The sequence below is a fragment of the Catenulispora acidiphila DSM 44928 genome (genome assembly GCF_000024025.1).
Classification (GTDB): Bacteria; Actinomycetota; Actinomycetes; order Streptomycetales; family Catenulisporaceae; genus Catenulispora; species Catenulispora acidiphila.
The window spans coordinates 547,771-568,191 of record NC_013131.1; the positions used below are offsets into that span (position 1 = coordinate 547,771).

General features: G+C 69.3%; 11 protein-coding genes. All 11 read right to left on the bottom strand.

Annotated elements, in window-relative coordinates:
- Positions 1-11: 11 nt before the first annotated feature.
- The 11 genes from CACI_RS02395 to CACI_RS02440 all read right to left on the bottom strand — a co-directional run bounded on the left by CACI_RS02395 (position 12) and on the right by CACI_RS02440 (position 19,817).
- The gene (locus CACI_RS02395) at positions 12-1,271 is read right to left on the bottom strand and encodes a glycosyltransferase (protein ID WP_012784728.1); all 1,260 of its coding nucleotides are present in this window, start codon (positions 1,269-1,271) and stop codon (positions 12-14) included.
- A 60-nt stretch (positions 1,272-1,331) separates the two neighbouring features.
- On the bottom strand, positions 1,332-2,708 hold the full coding sequence (locus CACI_RS02400; RefSeq protein WP_012784729.1) for an MFS transporter: 1,377 nt from the start codon (positions 2,706-2,708) through the stop codon (positions 1,332-1,334).
- Positions 2,709-2,728: 20 nt separating this feature from the next.
- A complete protein-coding gene (locus tag CACI_RS50920) occupies positions 2,729-2,881 on the bottom strand; it encodes a hypothetical protein (RefSeq protein WP_190276712.1) in 153 nt (50 codons plus the stop codon).
- A 300-nt stretch (positions 2,882-3,181) separates the two neighbouring features.
- Positions 3,182-4,897: a cell wall-binding repeat-containing protein gene (locus CACI_RS02405; RefSeq protein WP_041540000.1), complete on the bottom strand. Its 1,716-nt coding sequence runs from the start codon at positions 4,895-4,897 to the stop codon at positions 3,182-3,184.
- A gap of 1,205 nt (positions 4,898-6,102) precedes the next feature.
- A complete protein-coding gene (locus CACI_RS02410; protein WP_012784732.1) occupies positions 6,103-8,334 on the bottom strand; it encodes an nSTAND3 domain-containing NTPase in 2,232 nt (743 codons plus the stop codon).
- 461 nt (positions 8,335-8,795) lie between these two features.
- Positions 8,796-10,106: a TIGR02679 family protein gene (locus CACI_RS02415; RefSeq protein ID WP_012784733.1), complete on the bottom strand. Its 1,311-nt coding sequence runs from the start codon at positions 10,104-10,106 to the stop codon at positions 8,796-8,798.
- Positions 10,107-10,111: 5 nt separating this feature from the next.
- Complete coding sequence (locus CACI_RS02420) at positions 10,112-14,323, bottom strand: TIGR02680 family protein (RefSeq protein WP_041541008.1); 4,212 nt, start codon at positions 14,321-14,323, stop codon at positions 10,112-10,114.
- A 5-nt stretch (positions 14,324-14,328) separates the two neighbouring features.
- A complete protein-coding gene (locus CACI_RS02425) occupies positions 14,329-15,612 on the bottom strand; it encodes a TIGR02678 family protein (protein ID WP_012784735.1) in 1,284 nt (427 codons plus the stop codon).
- Positions 15,609-17,231, bottom strand: coding sequence for a TIGR02677 family protein (locus tag CACI_RS02430; RefSeq protein WP_012784736.1), 1,623 nt, complete (start codon positions 17,229-17,231; stop codon positions 15,609-15,611). The genes CACI_RS02425 and CACI_RS02430 overlap by 4 nt, the downstream gene beginning before the upstream one ends.
- A gap of 424 nt (positions 17,232-17,655) precedes the next feature.
- Complete coding sequence (locus tag CACI_RS02435; protein ID WP_190276713.1) at positions 17,656-18,300, bottom strand: integrase core domain-containing protein; 645 nt, start codon at positions 18,298-18,300, stop codon at positions 17,656-17,658.
- A gap of 905 nt (positions 18,301-19,205) precedes the next feature.
- Positions 19,206-19,817: a transposase gene (locus tag CACI_RS02440; RefSeq protein ID WP_041540001.1), complete on the bottom strand. Its 612-nt coding sequence runs from the start codon at positions 19,815-19,817 to the stop codon at positions 19,206-19,208.
- Positions 19,818-20,421 lie beyond the last annotated feature (604 nt).

The window sequence follows — 20,421 nt, forward strand, 5'->3', positions numbered from 1 at the left end:
ACCGTCGCGGATCACGGCGCCGCCACCGCGGTGCGGATCGCCTGGGAGCTGGTGACGTAGTCGACCAGGCGTCCGGCGCCGTCGGCCGCCACGAGGGCCCGCGCGAAGCGGCGCGGCCCTGGAGTCTCCTTCAGACTCAGGGCCTTGACGACTTTGGCGCGGACCGCCGCCGCGTCGTCGTCGGGTGCGAGCACGACACCCAGGCCGAGTTCCCGGATCTTGCGCGCGTTTTCCCGCTGTTCCAGCGAACCGGGCAGGAACACCAGTGGCGTGCCGCAGACCAGGGCCTCGATGATCGAGCCGTGGCCGCCGTGCACGACCGCCGCGTCGGCGGCCGCGACGCGCTCCACGACGTCGTGCCGGAACCCGGTGACGGTGACGGCGGAGTCGCCCGCGACCGCCGCGAGCTCGTCCTCCAGCGCGGTCACCTGGTCCTGGAGCGACTCGGCGCCGAGCGTCACCCCGATGTCCAGGCCGAGGCCGGCGACCGCCTCGACGACGCGCCGGATCTGCTGGTCGCCGACGCCGCTGCCGCCGAGCGTGACGTGCAGCAGGCGGCGCCGGTTTTCGGTGGCCCGCGGTCCCGGCCCGGACTCGGACTCGGACGCTCGTGCGGCGACGGACAGCAGCTCCGGCGACAGCAGCGGTCCGAGATGCCGGATCTCGTCGGTCAGGGAGCAGATGAGCGCGGCGGTGTCGCGAGGGACATCCGAGAGGCCGTCGATCTCGGCGATGTCCGGCACCAGGACCGTGCTGCCCAGGACGTGGCGCGCGTGGGCCTGCTCGACGCCCAGCTGATCGAGCGTCACCAGGACCTCGGGGAGCACCACGTGCATCGGGTGCTGGAACAGCCGGAGGTTGTGGAGCGTGAACGCCGTCACCCCGCGCATGGACGCCGCGACGCCCGCGGTGTTGCGCATGTCCGCGATGACGACGTCGGGCCGGAAGAGGTCGATGACGCGCAGCTCGTCCTCCAGCGACGCCGAGACGTACTCCGGACTGGCCAGCCGGGTCCGGACGAAGGCCCGCAGCTGCTCGGGGTCGTCCATGCCGCGCCACGCCGGAGCGGGCCCGATCTCCTCGATCGGCAGCCAGGCCAGGCCGGCCTTCTCCGGGATGTGCCGGACCTCCTCGTGGCAGGCCACCGCGACGTCGTGTCCGTCGGCGGCGAAGCGGGCGGCGGCCGTCGTGGACCGGACGATGTGGCCCAGGCTGCTGCGGCTGAAGGCCACGAACAGCACCCTGAGCCGGGGGCTCTCGAACAACGTCACGGCAGCGGTGGTCCTCTCTGGTGGATCCGGCCGGCGGTCCGGCGATCGGATCAGGCGGCTTCAGGGGCTCTCGGAAGCCTTCGACGGGTCCGTCACGGCCGGCCGGCGTACGACCATGGCGGCGGCGAGCACCAGGCTGGCCGCGATCGGCGCGACGAGCAGCAGCGAAGCCTGGCGGCTGCCGATCCAGCCAGTCAGGGCGCCGCACAGGGCCGAGCCCAGCGGAACGCTGCCCCAGGCGAGCATCTTGCCGGCCGCGTTGACCCTGCCCTGAAGCCGCGGCGGCGCCAGGACCTGACGCAGGGAGATGCTGACGATCATCAAGGTGGTGTGCGCCAGGTTCCACAGCAGGATCGCGCCCAGCGCCATCTGCCAGTCGGCCGACAGCGCGTAGCCGGCCATCAGAACCGTGTCGACGACGAGCAGCCCGGCGACGCTCGGAATCGGCGGCAGCCCCCGCAGCCTCGGAGCGGCGAACGAGGCCAGCAGGGCACCCGCGCTGGAAGCGGCGAGAATCCAGGAGATCCGGTAATCGTCGGTGCCCAGGTGCAACGCCCGGTTGGCGAACACGACGATCATGCCGTACACCGCACCCGCACTGATCCCCGAGCCCATACCGATGATCGTCAGAAGCCTGATAGTCGGCTCCCGGACGATGAACTGCAGGCCCTCCAGCATCGCCCGGCCCGGCCCGCCCGCGCTCGCCGGGGCACCCGCCGCGACGCCGCCGGAGGCCGCGGACGGCATACGGACCATGGCCAGGAAGAGCGCCGAGAGCGCGTAGAAGAGCGAGAGCGCGGCAAACGTCCAGCCGATACCCCACCGGTTGAGCAGGAAGAAACCGGTCGGCGCGGCCACCGCTTGTACCAAAGTGGCCACGCTCCACAAGAATCCGTTGGCGTGGAACACAGCAGTCTTGCCGACGACCGAGGGCACGAGCGTGGACGACGCGACGTCGAACCAGACGAAAGCAGTCGCCGACGTGAAGCCCACCGCACACAGCACCGCGATCGACAAGACGTGCCCCGCATGAAGCGCAGGCACCGTCAACATGATCGCGGCATTACCCAGCTCGACAACGATCATCACCCGCCTGGGCGAGGACCGGTCGACCAACGCCCCGGCAACGATGCCGAAGAGCACATAAGGAATGACGTTCATCGCGCTGGCGACAGCCGTCAGCAGCGAGGAACGCGAGACCGTGTAGACGTACAGCGGCAGCACGACCCACGTCACGGCCGAGGCCACGGTCGAGGCGGACTTACTGGCCAGGAGCGCGCGGAAGTCGTGATCGCGCAGGACGGAGCGTTTGTCGGCCGGTTCCGGTTCCGGTTCCGGTTTCGGTTCCGGTGCCCGACGCTCGGCCGGCGCCGCAGCCCCCGACCCGGCCGACTCCGCCGGGACGCTGTCACCGTCGACGCGAGCGCCGCGCTCCATCGCGCGCGGGGTGCGTGGAGTCACGACGTGATTCCCACACGGGGCTGGACGGAGCGCGGGATCGGCATCAGCCGGTACAGCGAGTCCAAACCTTCGTCGTCGTCCTCGACCGCCTGCGCTCCGCCGGTCTGGACGTGCACCGGGAAGCGGGTACGCCGTGCCGGTCTGAACATCGATGTGGACATAACGGGTCCCCCTGTTCCCGTCGCGGAACCTACGATCGGACGGCGTGGAACCAGGCCGGCGGTGGCGGCCGCGTCACCCGCGGTGAGTCTAGGGGGTACCAGGATCCTGACTCGACTGCGTCTCACATATCAGAATCCTGTGAAAGTTTCATGGGCGGCCGACCCGACATAGACGACTGAGGCCGTCGTGTCGGCGTGCGCCGCCGAAACACCCAGCAGCCTGACACGGGTGGGTGGGTGGCTCCGCACGGCGCCACCCACCCACCCGCCTGCGCGCGGATTAGCGGATTACTTGACGACGAAGCCGCCGACGCCCCCGATGTCGGTCCCGACCTGGGCTTCGATTGCGGGCACAGCCGCCCGTCCACCGTAGATCTGTACCGAGTTGATCGCGGTCGCGGACTGGGTCAGCCACTGTTGCTCGTCCGCGGAAAGGCCGGTCGTCGGGGCGACCAGGATCAGCGGACCTCCGACCGTGCCCTGCAGCGCACCGCCGGCCAGCGAGTCCGGCCAGTTCATGCTCGTCGCGAATCCGACTGAGCCGGGCGTGTCGAACAGGTTCCGGGCCACCAGCAAAGAGGTGGCGACGCGGTCCGTGCCCTTGAGCGCTGTCTGCGGCCGATTACCCAGCGCGGCCACCGCCTGGCCGCCTACGCCGTAGACAGTCGCGCCGGCGACGCTGTTCAGGTAGGCGGCCGTCTCCGGAGGCATCTTTTTGTCGTTCGTCAGCACCACGACGGCGTTGGCGTTCGCACCCGCCGCCGCGCCGGCGGCCAGGGCGTCCGGGTAGTCGATGCCGGTGGCGACGAGGACTTTGCTCGGCTTGGTGCCGCTGTCCCGCTGCGCGATCTTGACCGCGGTGTCGAACCGGTTGGCGCCACCGATGCGCTCGACGTGGTAGTTCGCGGCTACGAGCGCCTTCTGCACGTCAGGCGAGAGCGCGCTGTCACCACCGAGCAAGTACACGGTCGGCCCGTTCGGACCGCTGCCCGGACCGAGGACGCGCCGCAGCTCCGTCATCGTGGCCTGATCCATGTGCTTGGGATCGGTGAGCAGCAGCGGCCCCTGCTGGTGCGCGGCGAATCCGGCGCCGCCGAGGGCGTCGGCGAACAGATCGGAGCGGCTCAGTGTGACCGACTTGGCGGTACGGCGGCCGGTGCTCGCGCCTCCGAAGCCTTCCCACTCCGACTGCGAGGTGGCGACGGCGGTGCCCACCCGATCGCCGCCGGCGAGCCGTTCCACCGGCTTGTGGGTGAGGGGACGCCACAAGAACGACTGGTAGGTGAGTGTTGGGACCTCGACCCTTTGCGAGGACGGGTCCGCGACCGGGAACGACTTCACAGAATGCGCCAATGACGCGGAAGTCGCCGTGAACGCGAGACGGGTCCCGTCAGGAGCCCACGTCGGATTGCTGGCGGACACGGCGGAGTCGGACGTCACCTGTCGCGGGTTGCTGGCGGAGGCGGGGCTCTTCAGGTCGTACAGCCAGATCTGTGACGGCGCATTCTGGCCCGGGGTGTACGGCACGTAGGCGAGGTACCGCCCATCCGGAGAGAGCGCCAGCTGCGAAGCGTAGCTGACCTGCGCAAGAGGTCGCAGAGCGGAGGCTGCGGGCTTCGTGGTGTCGTAGACGATGACGCTGGCGCCGGTCGAGGTGCCCTGCGTGAACGCCAGCACGGTGCCCGCCGCGTTCGCCGTGACATCCGTGATGCCGGTCTGTCCCGGCAGCATCGCCGTGGGCGCGTAGCTGTTGTCCGGGTTCCGAGGCTGGGAGCCGTCAACGCGCACCGAGATGAGGCTGCCGTTCTGGGCCAGCACGACCTCCCTACCGTGGTTGAACCACGTGAGGCTACTGATCTTGGCCAGCGGGCTATCGGGCTTCGCGTAGTCGGTCACCGACCCCGCAGACACGACCCTGTTGTCGTCCGGATTCCGGATCCGCAGAACACCGGCGCTGTAGGCCTCCAGACAAGCGATCCGGCTGCCATCCGGCGACCACGCCATAACAGAAGCGTAGGCATCGCACACGACCGGATTGCCACCACCGACCGGCATGAAGCCGCCCCCCGATGGGCCCTGAATGTAGATGGGGCCATTCGAAACAGCAGGCAGCCCCGTCCCCGGCAGCGGGGCGACCGCCGACACCGCAGCAGCAGCGGACCGCGAATCGGCCTGAGCAGCCGACGACATGCCCAGCACAGCCGACAGCGATCCGGCGGCGACGGCTATCGTCGTCACAGACTTGCGGAACTCGGGCACTCATATCTCCTGTGTATGCGCTGATGAGAGGAACGCGGCGTCTCAGGACCTGCCGACGGCAATGGACCCGACACAGTGCCTGGCGAGGTAGTGGCATGCGCTGGCGCGGAGTCCAAGCTCGCTGGAACGTCTGGAACGGAAAAGCTGCGAGCGTGAAGTCCTCGCTGACCCTGAGCTGAGCCGATGGATGGGAACAGCAAAGCCTGGCTGAACGCGATCCCTACCCGCATCGTGTAATCAGCGCATCCGCACTACGGCCGGTCTGCTCACTTCGATTGGGACCGGCCTTTCGGCCCTCGCCGACGGGGCGATTGTCGTCGTCAGCGTTGGCCTGACCGTCGCCCTAGGCCAGCCCGTCCGCCCACTGATCCGTCAGATGATCGACTCCGCTATGACCTTCCGGCCAGGCCATCCCAGCGCGACGCCGCGCCGCCGGATCGATTGTCGCCTCCGCCGGCCGGAGAGAACGGAGTGGCACTCCCCAACACGGTTTTCTGGGGGAAGGCTACGCCGACGTGTGGGATCGGAATCGGCGTTCCCGGACACCGGAAACATCCCTGGGATTTGCGCGGACTGCCTGTGCGGTCGGCTCAGGATGCGAGTGGTTCGAATCCCGCTCAAACGAAAACCGCCAGGTCAGCTGGACTGTCTTGGCGGTTCTTCGACTGTGCGCACGAAGGGATTCGAACCCCTAACCTTCTGATCCGTAGCGGACTGGACGCAGTAGATTTATATAAAGAATCTGTGTCGGTTCGTGCCGCAGGGTATCGACTACTACACGTAGTGCGGCCTCAGGCCGGGCCAATCGTGTCGCGCGCTGCTAACCGGTGTCGGGACGTCCGTCGCCGGACTCGATCGCTCCCTGTCGCCCAGTATCCGGCAATCCACGTTGACTTGCCGGCACGTGATGGCCGTCTCGAGCTGGTGCCACCGCGTCGGCGTCTTGTGATTCAAGAATGCTCGGGTCGAAGGAGCCTGTCGAAGTCCTGGACCAGGTCTGTGCCCCAGCTGACCTGTATCGATTCGGCCACCTGCTGCGGATAACCATCGCCGTCGCTCGTCCTTACCAGCTGGACTGCATCACGGAGGCGTTGCATGAGGCCCGGCAAGCCAAGGATGCCGGCGATGGATGCCATCTGGAGAAGGTTCTCGATATCCGGCCCGCCCGACGTCTCCCGCATGCGCTCAAGCTCGCCGTCGACGAAACCCTCATACGACTCCAGGACTTTGGCAGAGCCTGCGAGATCGCAGCTTCGCCGATGAATCCTGATGTGCTCAGCCAGCCTGTCCCAGTCGTCGAGATAGTTCTCGAAGCGGTCGACATCTGTCTTCGCGTCGACGCACGCGTGGAGCCGCATCCCGACATCCGTTCCTGCAAGGTCCCTCAGCACGACGTTGTAAGTAAACGGATCGATCGTGTCCTCCTCATCGTCCGCTGCCAACTCGACGATGTGCGCCTCCATGGCGCGTGTCAGCCATGCTCGATCTGGAAGCCACTCATGAGGCATGCAGTTCCAGAAGAGAATCGCGCGGTAGTAGCGCTGCGACCGATCGGTCAAGCGTTGGGCTGCGGCCACGAATTCCGCACGGACCTGCGGGCTAAGCCTCGACGGCCAGAGTCTGAGCCCGTCCATCAGTCCCTGCTCGTCGCCGAACCACAACAGTTCCAACGCGTTGAGATCTGTGGCGGTACGGAGCACGGCCCTGCAGGCGAAGACGTCCGCAGCGATCCTGCCGAGAACGAACGCTCGGATGGACGGGTTCATGAAACGGACCTCGCGAACCGCCTCCTGCTCTCCCGAAGACCAGTGGGTCACCAATTCGATTCTCGTGAACGTTCCCTCAAGAACATCCAGGGCCCGGCGCAAGTCGTCTCCGGTGAAGCGCAATCCCGTCTCCCGGCACAACGCATCAAGAACTGTACTGGCCCATTCCACAGTGCTGAATCTGCCGTGCAGGGTGCTGAGGACGTAGAGTACGAGCCGGTCGAACTCGGGGAGCCCGTTGAACACGGTCTCCCAGATCGTTTCAGGATTGTCTAGTGCGTCCACGACTCGGGAGACGTAGCGGCCGCCGTCGCCGACGAATTCAGGCTGGACGCACCATTCGACGACCCGTGGGTTGAAGCCGTGATGCCCGGCGATCCGCGTCCAGCCGCTCCCAGCCAGGTCGTGCCGGGCGGTGTCAGGCAGGCCCGCATGCCAGAGGTGGTTGTACAGCACCCGCCCCGAATCAGGAGGCGGGATCTCAGCGAGGCGCAGGACGAAGGGCTCGGCAGCGACCCTTCTCACTGTTTCGAGCATCCTCCCGGCGTCACGCAGGATGTACTCCCGGCTGGTCATGACGAGTAGCGCGCTCGAGCTCTGCGCGACGTGATCGATAAAGTGCCCGATTCGCTTCTGTTCGTTCTTCCGCCCCCAGCGTTCGCCATAGGAGAGCTCACCGAGGAAGTCGTCGTAGAAGAAGATCTGCTTCTCGCCCGCACGAAGCATGGCGAAGGCGTCGTCGATGTCCTCGGACACCTCGACTGGCTGACATCCGTCACCGATAGCCTGCGCGACCAACATCATGCCGAGCGATGTCTTGCCGATGCCGGGTGGACCGACGAGGACGCAGACCCGATGCTTCTCCAGAAGCTCTGCGGCCCTGCGATGTGCGTCGGTAACCGCATAGGCTGGACGTGCCCGTTCGATTCGTTTCAGAAGAGCTTGCGTGCGATTCACGATGCCTGAGTGCACCAGTGCGGTCAGTTGCTCACCGGTGGAGAACAGCAGCTTTACGTGCCGACGCTCGACAGCGGTGAATTCAGTCAGCATGCCGTCCAGGTCGAGAGGACCCAGGACGTTCGCTGAAGATCGCATCCACGGCTGGAAGAGGCCGTGGATCTCGTCCTTCCTGTGGCTGGTGAGATCGACCGACGTGACCACCCAGTAGTCATCAGGCTTGCGCTTGGCGACTTTCTTCGTCTCACGACGCAGCTCACGAAGCAAGGCGCTATAACCAGACCGGGCATAGTGCTTGCACTGCCCGATCACGGTCTCCGCGCCCGACCGCCATCGAAGGTCGACGCCACCATCCCGCCCCGGCGGGAACCGCTCCACGTGTGTGCCGAACCTGGCCTGGAGCAAGTCCGCCACCAGTTCTTCGAACTCGCGGTCGGAGAGGACGGTGAAGTCACGCACGAGAACATCATGCCCAGGCCGCGCCCACGCTGGTACTCGTATCCACAACGAGGGGAATCTTCGGCAACTGTTTCAAATCTCGATCAGGTCGAACGCAGCGGGGGCGAACTCGGAAACGTCGTCATCCTCGCTGTGCGATAGCTTCGATTTTCCAAACTCGGGCAGCTGACGGATCCAGAATCACAGCATCGCCGCTATCGCCCGCCACCCGGGCGCGTCACCGGTGCTGATGGACAACTCCTCGAACGCGTCGACCTCGTCCGGCCTACCGTCGTGGTCGCGTTCGTCACAGGCGCCGATCCTCGCCTCGGCCCACTACCGCCACTCGACCGCGTCCAGCGCGACCTCCGGCAACGACGCCCCGTCTCCTGCCCGAGGGCTCCGTTACACCCCGATGTCCCAATGAACCTATCGCCTTCGAGCATCCACACGTCCTGCAGGCCAGCAGCCACGCGAGCGCGTCAGCAGTCTCCGCAAGCGAGGTCACCCAGGAGCATGTCCACAACGTGCTCCTCCTCGACGCGGACAGCATTGGTCTCGAGATGGTGGCGCAGGTCGGGGTCCCACGGCGCGTCGGGCGACACCGGTGCCGACAGCGGGCTGCCGAGACCCAGCGCGACGGCGTCGAGGTATGCGGCGCTGTCATACCGCCAGGGAACGGCGGGCACGCCAGCGCGGGCGGCGAGGGCGAAAACCTGGACGGCGATGCGGATTCCGCCCGAGTCGAAATCGCCGTGGTAGCGGACCCGGGCTCCCCTGCCCAGGATCCAGCGGAGCAGGCTGATGGCAGCTACCGACGGGGTGCCCTCCAGGCACAGCAGCGGCGGGCACGCTGCGCCGAGGGCATCGGCCGCCGCCGAGATCACCGCCGGGTTCTCACAGACGCTCACCGTCTGTCCGGCCAGGTCCGCGTGGCCGGCGGGCAATGCCCGCAGCTGGCGGAGGGTCAGCGTCACCGGTTCGCCGTCGGTCGCCATCAGGCGCAGCAGGCGTGACAGGGTGCTGTCGTCGCCGGGCGGTGGCGGGACGTTGAGGACCAGGACGCGGGACGACAGGTGGTCGGTGGCGACGCCGACGCCCGCCCAGGCCGCGCGGCGGCCCTCGGCGTGTGTGGTGTCGGCGGCGGCCAGACCCGACAGGGAGCGGATGGCGGACAGGACGAGGGCGGTCAGCGGGCGGCCGTCATCCAATGCGTGCGCGTCGCCGACGGCGCCGGCGGCGAGGATTGGGCGGACCGTGCCCGGATGCGGCAGCGCGGCCAGGACCCGTGCGGCCTGACCGGCGAGGTCGAGGGCCGTCCCGGACGTCGGAGCGTGCCGCTTGAGCAGGCCGGTCGCCCGGACATGACGAAGCCATGGCGCCAAATCGGGACGGACGGCGACCAGGTGCTCCAGAGGTTCGTGAGCGGAGTCCCAGGCCGTCCGTTCGGCGGCTGCGGTCTCGTGGCGGACCGGGATCGGACCGCGCAGGGCGGTGACGGCTGCGGCCAGACCATCCGGGCTGATCTCGGCATCACGCAGCACGGCCTCTACGTCGCCGAGCCGAATCGTCAGGGTCCTGCCGCGACCGGGCGGGCGGCCGAGCAGGCGCTCGACGGCCCGGCGCTGCTCCGGACTTGGGTCGGTCAGGGCGACGGCGCCGTCGGCTGCGGTGGTCCCGGCCGCGAGCCGTTCGACGACCCGGTCGACCAGCCAGGCGAGTTCCGGCGCGCCGAGCAGGCGGCGCAGGCGGTTGTGATCGACGCGATCGGTCGGGACATCGGGGCCGGCCATGCGAGTCAGTCGTCGAACAGCGATGGCTCAAAGTCCGTCGGGACAGGTGTGTCGCGGGCGCGCTGCGGCGGCAGGTACGGCTCGGGTCGCGTCAGGCGCAAGCGGTCGCGGCCGTCCCAACGCCACGGCGTGACGAGAACTGCGTCGACGCCCTCGGCGCGCGCCAGCTGGGCGATGCCGATGCCCGGCACAGTCGGGTAGCACGCCCATTCCCGCTCGGACGTCATGACGACGTCGAGGTCGAACGCGGCCAGCAGGCCGAGACACTTGGCACGCGAGTCGTCATCGACCCCCGCGAACGCCTCGTCCAGGGCGATCAGCCGCGGGGCGTGCGGGTGCCCGGAGGAGTAGTGCGACGACGCGGCGGCGAACAGCGGCACGGACGCGGCCAAAACCCGCTCGCCACCGGACGCGGGGCCCGAGGCCGACGTCCAGGCGCCGTCGGTTCGGCGCTGGATGCCGAACTCGTGCCAGGCGCGGTAGTCGAACGCGCGGGTGAGCTGGTCGTGCCAGGTGTCGGCAGGGTTGGCGGCGCGGTCGTCGGTGATGCGGCGGGCCAGGAAGTCCCCCACGGCGGCGCGGTCGGCCGGGCTCCAGGCGTCGACAGCCTTGCGCAGCAGCCGGGTCCGGATCGCTTCCAGCCCTTCCGGCGCGCCCTTGGCGGTGCGCCAGACCAGGCGCAGGGCCATGCCGGTGGAGGTGGGTCGGGCCTCCAGGTCGTCGTTCATGGCCTGGACGGTCGCTTCGGCCTCGGTGATCAGTTCCTGGAGCGCCCCGGCCACCTCGCCGACGAGGTGGTTCTCCAGCAGCTCGCGCTCCTTGGCGGACAGCAGGCGGGTGCGCTGCGCGACCTCGGCGTCCAAGGCGGAAGTCAGAGCCGGGATGTCCTGGGTGCGCCCGGCGAACAGGACGTCGACGACCATGAGGCCGTCCTGCAGGGTCATGCCGACCTGGTGGCCGTGGCGGGCCAGGGCGCCGGACAGCTCCTGCTGTTCGCGGACGACCCGGGCCTGGACGCGCTCCCACGCGCCGTCGGCTTCGTCGACGGCGGCCAGGGCCGCGTCGATCGCGCGGGCCAGCGTGACCGCCGGGGCCGGGACCCATGCTTCGGCCGGGTCGGGGTGTTCGAGATCGGGCAGCGCGGCGGCGAGCAGGCCGGTGGCGGTGAAGCGCCGCAGGACCGTGATGGCCTCGTCGCGCAGGCCTGCGACCTCGGCGATGTCGGACTCGAGCTGGAGGCGGCGGCCCTCGGCCCGTTCCCGGTCCTTGAGCGCCTGCTCGCGGCGGGCGCGGACGGCGGTGGCGGCAGCCGATGCGGCGGCCAGCTCGACGCGGACCGCCTCCAACCGCCGGTAGAGCTCTTCGACCGCGGCCCCGGAGGTCGCCACCAAGGCGCGGTGCTCCTCGGCGGCGGCCTCGGCGTCGTGGCGAGCCGCGAGCCCGGCCTCGTCGGCTTCGGCCAGCCGGGCGGTGGCCACACGGCGCTCGTGCTCCGCCATGGCGGCCTCGGCGGCGGCCCGCGCGGCGGCGGTCACCGCGGGCCACAGGCCCGACAGACTGTGCCGGTAGTCGGCGAGGGCTTCGGCGACGGCTTCCAGCGCCGCCGCCTCGGCGGGCAGGCGGGTGTCCTCGGCGAACGTCAGCGTCGCCGCCACGGCTTCGGCGGCGGCCTCAGCCGCCGGTTCGACGGCGGCCAGGGCCTCGTCGCGCGCCGCGACGGCCTCCCGCGCGGCGTCGGCGTGCGCGGCCGCGAGAGTGTTTGCCTCGCGCAGCGCCGCGTCGGACGGCTGCTCCCGCAGCTCGGCCGCCAGGGCGTCGAGTCGGGCGGTGACGGTGCGGGCCTCGCCGGTGAGGGCCGCGATCTCGGCCGCCAGCCGGGCGGTCTGCCCGGCGAGTTCGGCGAGGCGGGCCCGGCGGGCGGTCTCGCGGGCGCGCTCGCCGATGTAGTGGGCTGATTCCTTGCGCCAGGCGCCGCGCAGCACGCCGACCCGGAACCGGCCGTCAGGGCTGATCCAGGTGTGGTGACCGGGTTCCGCGGCGCCCACCGGGACGCCGCCGATCGCCGCCAGCACCGCCGCGACCGCGGTCTCCTCCAGCGCGGCGGCCTGCGGATCGGCGGTGTCGATCGCGGGGCGCAGGACGGCGGCCAGGCCGACGTCCGGGGCGGCGGCGGTCGGCGCGAGGACCACGTCGCCGGTGACGTCATCGAGGAGCCGACCGTCCGGGGCGAGCCACGCGTCCAGCAGGCCCGATGCCTCCAGCGCCGCCTCCAAACCGGCGCGGTCGGCGGCCGTGACGTGGTCCTGGTAATCGACGACCTTCCAGAGCGGCGCGCCGGGCCGATCCGACCGGGCGTCCGCGGCGCGGGTCCGGGGAGCCGGCGGCGCGTTGTGGCCGCCCTGCTCCAGGCGGGCTATCTCGGCGGCGAGCGCCGAGCGCTCCGCTTCGGCTCGTGTGCGACGGCCATCGACGTCCGCGACCCGGCGGTTCAGGTGTGCCGCGTGGACGCGGCCGGCCTCCTCGGCTCGCCGGGCGAAGGGGTTCGGACCATCGAGTGTCCTCACCCAGAGCTCGAGCTCGGACCCGGCCGCGTCGCGGTCGGGGAGGACGGTCTCGACGCAGTGCGAGTTCCAGGACTCCCAGGCCGCGACCAGGGATTCGCCGCGTGCGGCGACGGCGCCGGACGAGGCGGCGGCGTGCTCGGCCGAGGCCGTGGCCCTCTGCGCGGCGCGCTCGGCGGCGGCACGTGCGGCGGCGAGCGCGCGTGCCGCCGTCTCAGAAGCCTGGTGCAAGTTCCGCAGCCCACTGATCGCCTGCTGTCGGTCGCGGATCAGCGCGTCGCTCGACCGGCGCGCCACGGCGACGGCGGCCTCGACGGCGGCGATGGAGTCCTCGGACGCTTCGCGCGACGGGATCGGTGGGGCGGGCGGATCCGCTTGGGCCGACGCGGCGGCGATCACCGATCGCAGCGTGCCGTGATCGATGCCGGCGGCCTGCCCCGCGGCGTCGGCTTCGCGGTGCCGGCCGTCGACATCCGCCGCATCGGACTGCGCGCGTTGTCGTGCCTGCTCGGAGCGGTGCATCCAACTGTCCGCGTCGCGGACGGCCCGATGGCGGTCCTCGGCGCGGGTCCGCGCGACGGCGGCGAGGGTCTCGGCGGCTTTCGCCAGACGGTCGATCTCGCGGGCGGTGCCCATGGCCGGGTCACGGTTGTACGCGTCCTTCTGCGCGGTAAGCAGCGTCTGGCGTTCGTCGAGCTCGGTCAACTCGCCCTCGGCAGTGGTGAAGGCGGCGTGGGCCTGTTCGCGGGCGGCGGTCGCCGCGCCGAGGTCCCGCCCCAGCTGCTCGTACCGGCTGTGCGACTGCCGCACACCGGCGGCGATGCGCTTGGCGGCGACCTGGGCGTAGCGGCGGTAGTGGGCGAGGAACGCGTTCGCCGCGCCGTGCGCCTCGATGAGGGCGGCCAGCGCGTCCCGTTCGTCCTGCAGGCCACGGAACGCCTCGGCGATCTCGCCGACGAGGCCGTCGGCCAGCGGCGGCAACGCCTCGGTGAGCGCCTTGGACAACAGCTTCTCATCGGGCTTCTTCGACAACTGGGGCTGCCGCAGCTGGATCAGCAGGTTGACGAGCGCTTCGTAGCGTTCGGCGCCTAGGCCGAACAGCGCCTCGTCCACCGCCCGGCGGTAAGCCTTGGCCGTGGTGAACACCGCATGCGCGCCGATCTTCTCCTCCAACGCCTTGCGGGAGTAGGAGACGCGGTGCTCGTTGCGCAGCGGGAGACCGGGGCCGACGCGCTCATCGGTGACGAAGAACCAGTGGTCGGCGATGCCACGCCCCTTGACCGCTTTCAGCCCGCATCCGACGGTCCGGTACTGCGGCACGCCGTTCTCGTCCAGGCGACCGAACTCCAGCCAGGTGTAGCCCAGGCGCTCGTCGTTCGGGTGCTTGCCGCCCAGCAGCAGGTTCCACTCCATGCGCTTGGCGCGGTCGCCGTCCGGTTCGACGCGGGACGGGGTCAGCTCCCCGTCCAGCAGGAATGGCAGCGTGAGCGCGAGGACTTTGGACTTCCCGGTGCCGTTGTTGCCGCGAAGCAGCAGGCGCCCATCGTAGAAACGAAACTCCTCGGCGTCGTAGTAGAACACGTCGACCAGACCCGCGCGCAGCGGCTGCCACCGGTCACGAGACGGGCACGGGAGATCGGTCGGGTCGGCTGTCATCGTCGTCACGCGCGGGCTCCGGCCTTCTTGATCGTCGGATCGGTCATGGTGAAGCGCATCAGTGCCGAACGCGGGTGGATCCGGACGTCGCCGTGGTCGTCGGGAACGCGGATCACCAGGTTGAGGGCCTCCAGCTTGGCGACGGCCTGCTCGGCCAGGTCGGCGGCGGCCGCGGGCTCGGCTGCGGTCTTGCGCCAATACGACACGTGGAGCCTGGCCTGCGCCTGCACGAAGCGGATCAGCTCGGGGACGGTCGGGGCCATGCCATCGGTGGCGAGCTTGGTGGCGATCAGCAGGGTGACGTGTCCGTCGGTGCCTTGCTCGGGCATACGGACGTCGGTGAGGGCGTCGTCGGGGTCGACCATGGCGATGCCCTCGGCGCGCATCTCCGGGATCAGACCGGTGAGGTCGGTGATCCGGCGGGTGATGGCGACGCGCTGGCCGGCGAGGTAGGCACGTTCGGGCTCGGTGAGGTCGGCGTAGTAGACGACCGGGTCGTCCAGGAGTCGGCGGGTCATCGCGTGCCGCAGCGAGCGCAGCCGCAGGTCATCCGTGTCGGGGATCGGTTCGGCGGCCAGTGTCGTCAGCCGTTGTTCGAAGGCCGTCGCGGTAACGGTCGAGGCGCTGCGGGAGGTGGCCAGCAGTCCGCCGGTGACGCGGCGGTCGAGGTCGTAGAGCACGTCGTTTCCGCTGTCGGCGACGAAGGCGTCCTCGTCGCCTTGGACGCGGGTCAGCACTCCCCAGGCCAGCAGAAGCCTGACGACGGCGACCAGGTCGGCGCGCTCCTCGCGGCGCTCCATGGCGAACGTGATCCCGGCTTCGGTCAAAGCCGGGTCGGCGGCGCCGGTGAGGACGCCTTCGGCCAGGCGGCCCAGGGTCGTCTGCGACTCCGACCGCTCAAGGACAGCCAGGGCCAGACAGAGCAGGACGTACCGGCGGCGGGTGAACGGGACCTTGCTCTTCGGGGCGTGGGCAGGGCGGGTGGCATCGTCCAGCGCGGCGGGCTTCTTGAACAGCCGGGCCGTCTCGGCGTCCACGGTCAGCCGCCAGCCGGCTTGGTCGGCGAACCAGCCCGCCAGTTCGGCCGCGTGCTTGCGGACCAGGCGGAAGTCGTCGTCGCGGGCGGTCAGCAACGGCGAGGCCAGCAGGGCGCGCGCCGCCCGGCGACGCTCGACATGGTGATCGGACGGCTGGTGCGGCGAGGTCTGGCCGGTCACGGTCTCGTCGGACACGGTGTGGCCGAACGCGGCCGGGTCCGGTTGGCCGGCCGCTGTGTCCACGGCGCTCATCGGACCGCCGCCGGACGCGCGGTCAGGTCGATGATCTCCACGACGTGCTCCGGCCCGGACAGGACGCCGTCCTCGGTCGGTATCGTGACGATCTGGCCCGCGTCCACCAGCTTCAGCCGGATCTCCATCGTGCCGTCGCCGCTGGTGGCCGTCGTCGTAGCGATGCCGGGACGGCGTGCCGCCAGTGCGTCGCCCAGCACGGACAGGAACAGCCGGAAGGCGCGGGGATCCAGTCCGGCGTCCCCGGCGAGTTCGGACAACAGGACCGGACCATCGGTCGCCAGCAGCCGCCGCGCCTCGGCGATCTCGGCGGCCTCGCGCTCGGCCCGCTCGGCAAGCTGCCGGCGTCCCGCCTCACGGTCGACCGCCCTGTTCGGCGCACCGCGCCGCTCGTAGGAACCGGTCTCGCGCAGGCGCGGGCTGATCTGCAGCGACGCAGCGGCGGCCCACGGCGTCCCCGGCGGGTACTCGGCCTGTTCCCAGGCGTCCTCAGTGTCGGCGTCCACGGTCAGATGCCGTGCAGGGGACAGGGCGAACGCCGCGCGCCACAGACGGTGCGCGGCGGCGTCGTCCGGGGCCTGGGCGAAGAATCGGGCCAGCGCCCGCAAGTCCGCCGAGCGGTCCGATCGTCCGCCGCGCCGCTCGTTCAGGGCGGCGACCGTGTTCACCAGGTTCGTGATGCCGCTGACGGCCGCGTTGCGCAGCAGCCGGGCCTGCGACGGACGACGGGATCCGGAGCTGACGAACCACTCGCGCAGACCGCGCCAGCGGTTTTCCCAGTCGCGGGTCACCGCCTGCACGGCCGCGGTGTACACGTCGGGGGCATCTGCTACATCGGCACGGTCGACGTCGGGGAGGGCGTCGACCGCCTCCCGGCAAGCTGCTGCGTCCAGAATCCGCGCTATGCCGGCCGTCTCGATCCGCTCGATGAGTCCGGCGATCTGGGCTCCCCGGTTGGCGAGGTCGGCGATGAACTTGTCGATGTACTCGATCAGCCGGTCCTTGTAGGCGAGGAACGCTTCCTCGTCTCCGTCGCCGTCGCTAAAGTCGACGGTGCGGCGCAACGAGGACATGAACGCCTCGGCGTTGTCGGCCAGGCCGGTGAAACGCTCGGTAAGGGCGAACAACAGCAGGCCGACCGTGGCCTGGTCCGGCGCCTCGGCCGCCTCGGCATGGACCGCGAGCGCCGACAACTGCTCAGCGATGTCGGCCAAGGCGACCGTCTGCAGCCGACCGCGCTGCCCGAGGGTCTGCTCGTAGTGCTCGATCGCCGCCAGCGCTGCCTGCCCGTGCCGGGTGAGCTGGTAAATCCTGCGGGCTCGGTTGAAGTCCTCGACCGTGGTCACCCGCCCGGTGTCGGCGTCGGAGCGGAGGTTGCCCCACTCGACCAGTCTGTCCAGGGCCTGGACCAGATGCTCAGCCGCCGGACGAACCGCGTCGGCGCGGTCGCCGGCCCGCGCGCCGGGCCAGTCCGCCAGGACGTCCTCGGGCCGGAGGTGGACGGTGAAACGCTGCTTGGCCAAGGCGAACACGTCCAGGATGCCGGTATAGAGCGGCGCATTCGGGGTGCCGAGGTAAGCGAAGGGTTGTGGCGCCGGCGCGTCGGTCACGTCTGCCATTGTGGCAGGTCGTGCAGGACGCTCTGACCCAAACGGGTGAAATCAACCCCCGCGAACTCCCGGCGGGTGCAAAGCAGCTGGCAGCCTCCGTGCCCGCTCCAGGAGCGCTTGTCAACGCTGCACTCCGCCACGTGGCGGTGAGCGAGGGCGCTGCCCAGACTGTGACAGGACAGGTCCGTCTGCAGGAATCAATAACCCCCAGGCGGGTTTTCGCGGCGAAGCTCAGCGAAGAAGAACGTCAGCGGCGCGGACTCATGCGAGCACGAAAGCAGGCGGTGGAGAACGAGGAACGGCACCCCGCGACGAGCGCAGGAGTGAGGTGTGGGTGCGCGAAGGTACGCGACTGACGTGGGAACAATATGCGGCCGGGGTGCCCTGCCGGGGCTGCGGGCACTCTATCAAGGGTGAGAACTCGGGCCAAAACCTATGCGACCTGGTGGTATTCGTGTAGGAGGCCTCCGGCGCGGTCCTGTCGGCGGGCTCGGAAAGAGTCGAGGTCGATGACGTTGTCGGGTCGTGGTTTCAGCGAGGCGGTCTGATCCATCGCTTGATGGGGTCGGTGCCGATTGTAGAAGGCCTCGTATTCGCGGAGCAGTCGCATCAGGTGCTTCAGGTTCCAGATCAGCGTGCGGTCGGTGAGTTCGGCGCGGAGGCTACGGAACCAGCGTTCCATGATCGAGTTTTGGCGGGGTACGTGGATGCCGGTGCGGATCACCTCCATGCCGGCGGCGGTGAACACGGCGTCGAAGACGGCGCTGAAGGAGGCGTCGTGGTCATGGTCGTGGATCAGGTATTTCACGGTCGTGCCGGAGTCGTCGAGGTCCATCAGCAGGTTTCGGGCCTGCTGCACGATCCAGTCGGTGGTGGGGTGCAAGGTGGTGTCCAGGAAGCGGACCCGGCGGGTGGCGTGTTCGATCACCACCAGGAGGTAGGCTTTCGACCCGTCCAGCAGGTCGATGACGACGAAGTCGCAGGCCAGGATGGCTTCGGCCTGATTTCGCAGGAACGTCGCCCAGGTCGGGCCGGTGTCACGGGTCGGGGCGGGCTCGATCCCCGCGTTCTTCAGCACCTCCCATACGGTCGACGGGGCGAGTCGAATGCCGAGGCCGGCCAGCTCGCCGTGGATCCTTCTGTAGCCCCAGCTGGGGTTCTCCTTGGCGAGCCGGAGGATGAGGGCTTTGATGTTTCGCCTGGTCGGTGGGCGCCCGGGCCGTTTGCGGCGTGAGCGGCGGCCCCAGCGGCGACGGAGCAGGTCGTTGTGCCAGCGGAGCACGGATGACGGCGTGACGATCAGCCGAATCCGTGAAAGACGGTGCCGGGGCAGCAGCCCTGCCAGTAGCGCCAGCCAAGCTCGGTCCGTTCATGTGAGCTTGCGCGCCAACTGCGGATCACGGCGCTGCGCGACGGCCAGTTGGTGGCGCAGGATCAGGTATCACGGCCCGAGAGTTGTGGCCGGCGACGGCATACCAGACGACCATCAGGCTCTGGCAGGTCAGGCCGAACGGGACGGTTGCTCGACGGCCTGGCGCAGCCGGTTGCGGGCTTCGCCGACGGGCGAGGATCTCCCGTGCGTCGAAGAACGTGACCTCGATGGACCAGCGGGACGCTAGCGGGCGACCAGGTTCTCGGGCGCTGACACAAGGTCGGTGGTAACCGAGGGCAGTCCGTAGCCGCGGTCGTCCTTGTTCTTGGTGCGGAGCTTGTCGTCGCGGACCAGGACCCACCGTACCGGCTTGCTGTGGAAGGACCCATACCAAAGACAGACAGGTCACGTCGGAGATGTCCACGGTGTCGTCGAGTCGGTAGCGGCGGACATTCGTGGTGCGCCAGGGCGCTGTCTTGGCCAGGTCGCCCGGGGTGCCGATCCGGTCGCCCCTGGTCCGTGGGCCGGCCGGATCTTCCGGTGCGGGGCGGCGGGAGTTCGTGTAGGACAGAGGTGACTTTCGCCCCGAGAGGTCCAGGTGATCCGCCCCTTCAGGCCGCGCAGGTGCTCACCGACATAGGCGGTGTCACCGACGACGTGGATGATGCGGGTGGGATGCCGGGCAGCCAGCAGTTGAGCCAACTCCCGGGCGAATGCGATCTTCCCGGTCTTGCGGGGGGTGCCACAGTCGGCACAGGATCGGCAGGCAGACCGGGCCGTGCCAGGAACGGCAGGGTGACGACGAGTCCCGCGATGACCCAACAGTTCCCGAACCCGATCGGCTTGGGGCCTTTCGCGGCGCCGTCGTGGTGCCAGGCGGTGCCGAAGACGTTCCTACCGCTCCGCCTGAACAGGGTGTCGTCGACTGCTAGGACGAGCCCGGCGTCCTGGTCGAGGAGGAGGGCAATGATCGTGTCGGCAAGTGCCAGGGCGACTTCGTCGACGCACCAGCGTGCTGCGGCGAAGAACCGGTGCCCCCTGGAGTGGTGCCATACGCCCGCGAGGTTGGCCCCCAGGAGCATCCCGCAGACGGTGTGCCGCCTGGTCTGGCCGATCAAACCGATCACCAGGGCGGTGAACGTCCGGTAACCCGGAGCGGTGAAACACGGCCGGAACGCGGTCAACAAGGCGGTCAGGGTGGGTATGTTGAGGTCCGGGAGCATCGGCGGCTCACTCTCTTACCAGGGCGAATCAGATACCGTCGATGCTCCGTTGGCGTGGCGTGGCGATCACGACCAAGCAATCTCAAACCACGCGAAACGGTCTAGCTTCAACTCGAAGCCGATCTTCAAAAGTGCGAAACACGAGGGGACCTGCAGAGGTCACACCTTCTTGACGAACCCGGTCATCCACGATCAGGACGCCATCCGGCTCGCCAACGCATTCAGCCACGAACCACTCCCCAAGCCGCAGCAACTCGAGCTCGACGGGCCGGGCCTGCCTCCTGCCACGCTGCGCGCCCGATGCTCGTCCACTCCTCGCTCACGTCGCCGTACCCAGACCTGCTCCATGCTCTCGAGTATCGCCATGACCTGCGCAACGACGAATCAGACACCTGAATCACACCGCGAGGGCACCCGATCCCCAGCCGACGATCACGGACCCGCACTACAATCACTACGGATCCGCTGACCAGAAAACACCGGTCCACTGTTGGACTACCAACCCGAGGGTGACATCTCCGCGGTCTCCAAGGGACCCAGCCGCGCCTGATTCCTGTCGTCAAGCCCTCTTGATCGCTTCTTTTCGAGTATCGTGATATAGCCG

What these genes read in the sequence shown, in the direction of transcription:
- CACI_RS02400 (WP_012784729.1), bottom strand. Translation starts at nt 2,708, where the DNA reads ATGGAGCGCGGCGCTCGCGTCGACGGTGACAGCGTCCCGGCGGAGTCG.
- CACI_RS50920 (WP_190276712.1), bottom strand. Translation starts at nt 2,881, where the DNA reads ATGTTCAGACCGGCACGGCGTACCCGCTTCCCGGTGCACGTCCAGACC.
- CACI_RS02405 (WP_041540000.1), bottom strand. Translation starts at nt 4,897, where the DNA reads ATGGCGTGGTCGCCGGATGGCAGCCGGATCGCTTGTCTGGAGGCCTAC.
- CACI_RS02415 (WP_012784733.1), bottom strand. Translation starts at nt 10,106, where the DNA reads ATGGCCGGCCCCGATGTCCCGACCGATCGCGTCGATCACAACCGCCTG.
- CACI_RS02420 (WP_041541008.1), bottom strand. Translation starts at nt 14,323, where the DNA reads ATGACAGCCGACCCGACCGATCTCCCGTGCCCGTCTCGTGACCGGTGG.
- CACI_RS02425 (WP_012784735.1), bottom strand. Translation starts at nt 15,612, where the DNA reads ATGAGCGCCGTGGACACAGCGGCCGGCCAACCGGACCCGGCCGCGTTC.
- CACI_RS02430 (WP_012784736.1), bottom strand. Translation starts at nt 17,231, where the DNA reads ATGGCAGACGTGACCGACGCGCCGGCGCCACAACCCTTCGCTTACCTC.
- CACI_RS02440 (WP_041540001.1), bottom strand. Translation starts at nt 19,817, where the DNA reads ATGCTCCCGGACCTCAACATACCCACCCTGACCGCCTTGTTGACCGCG.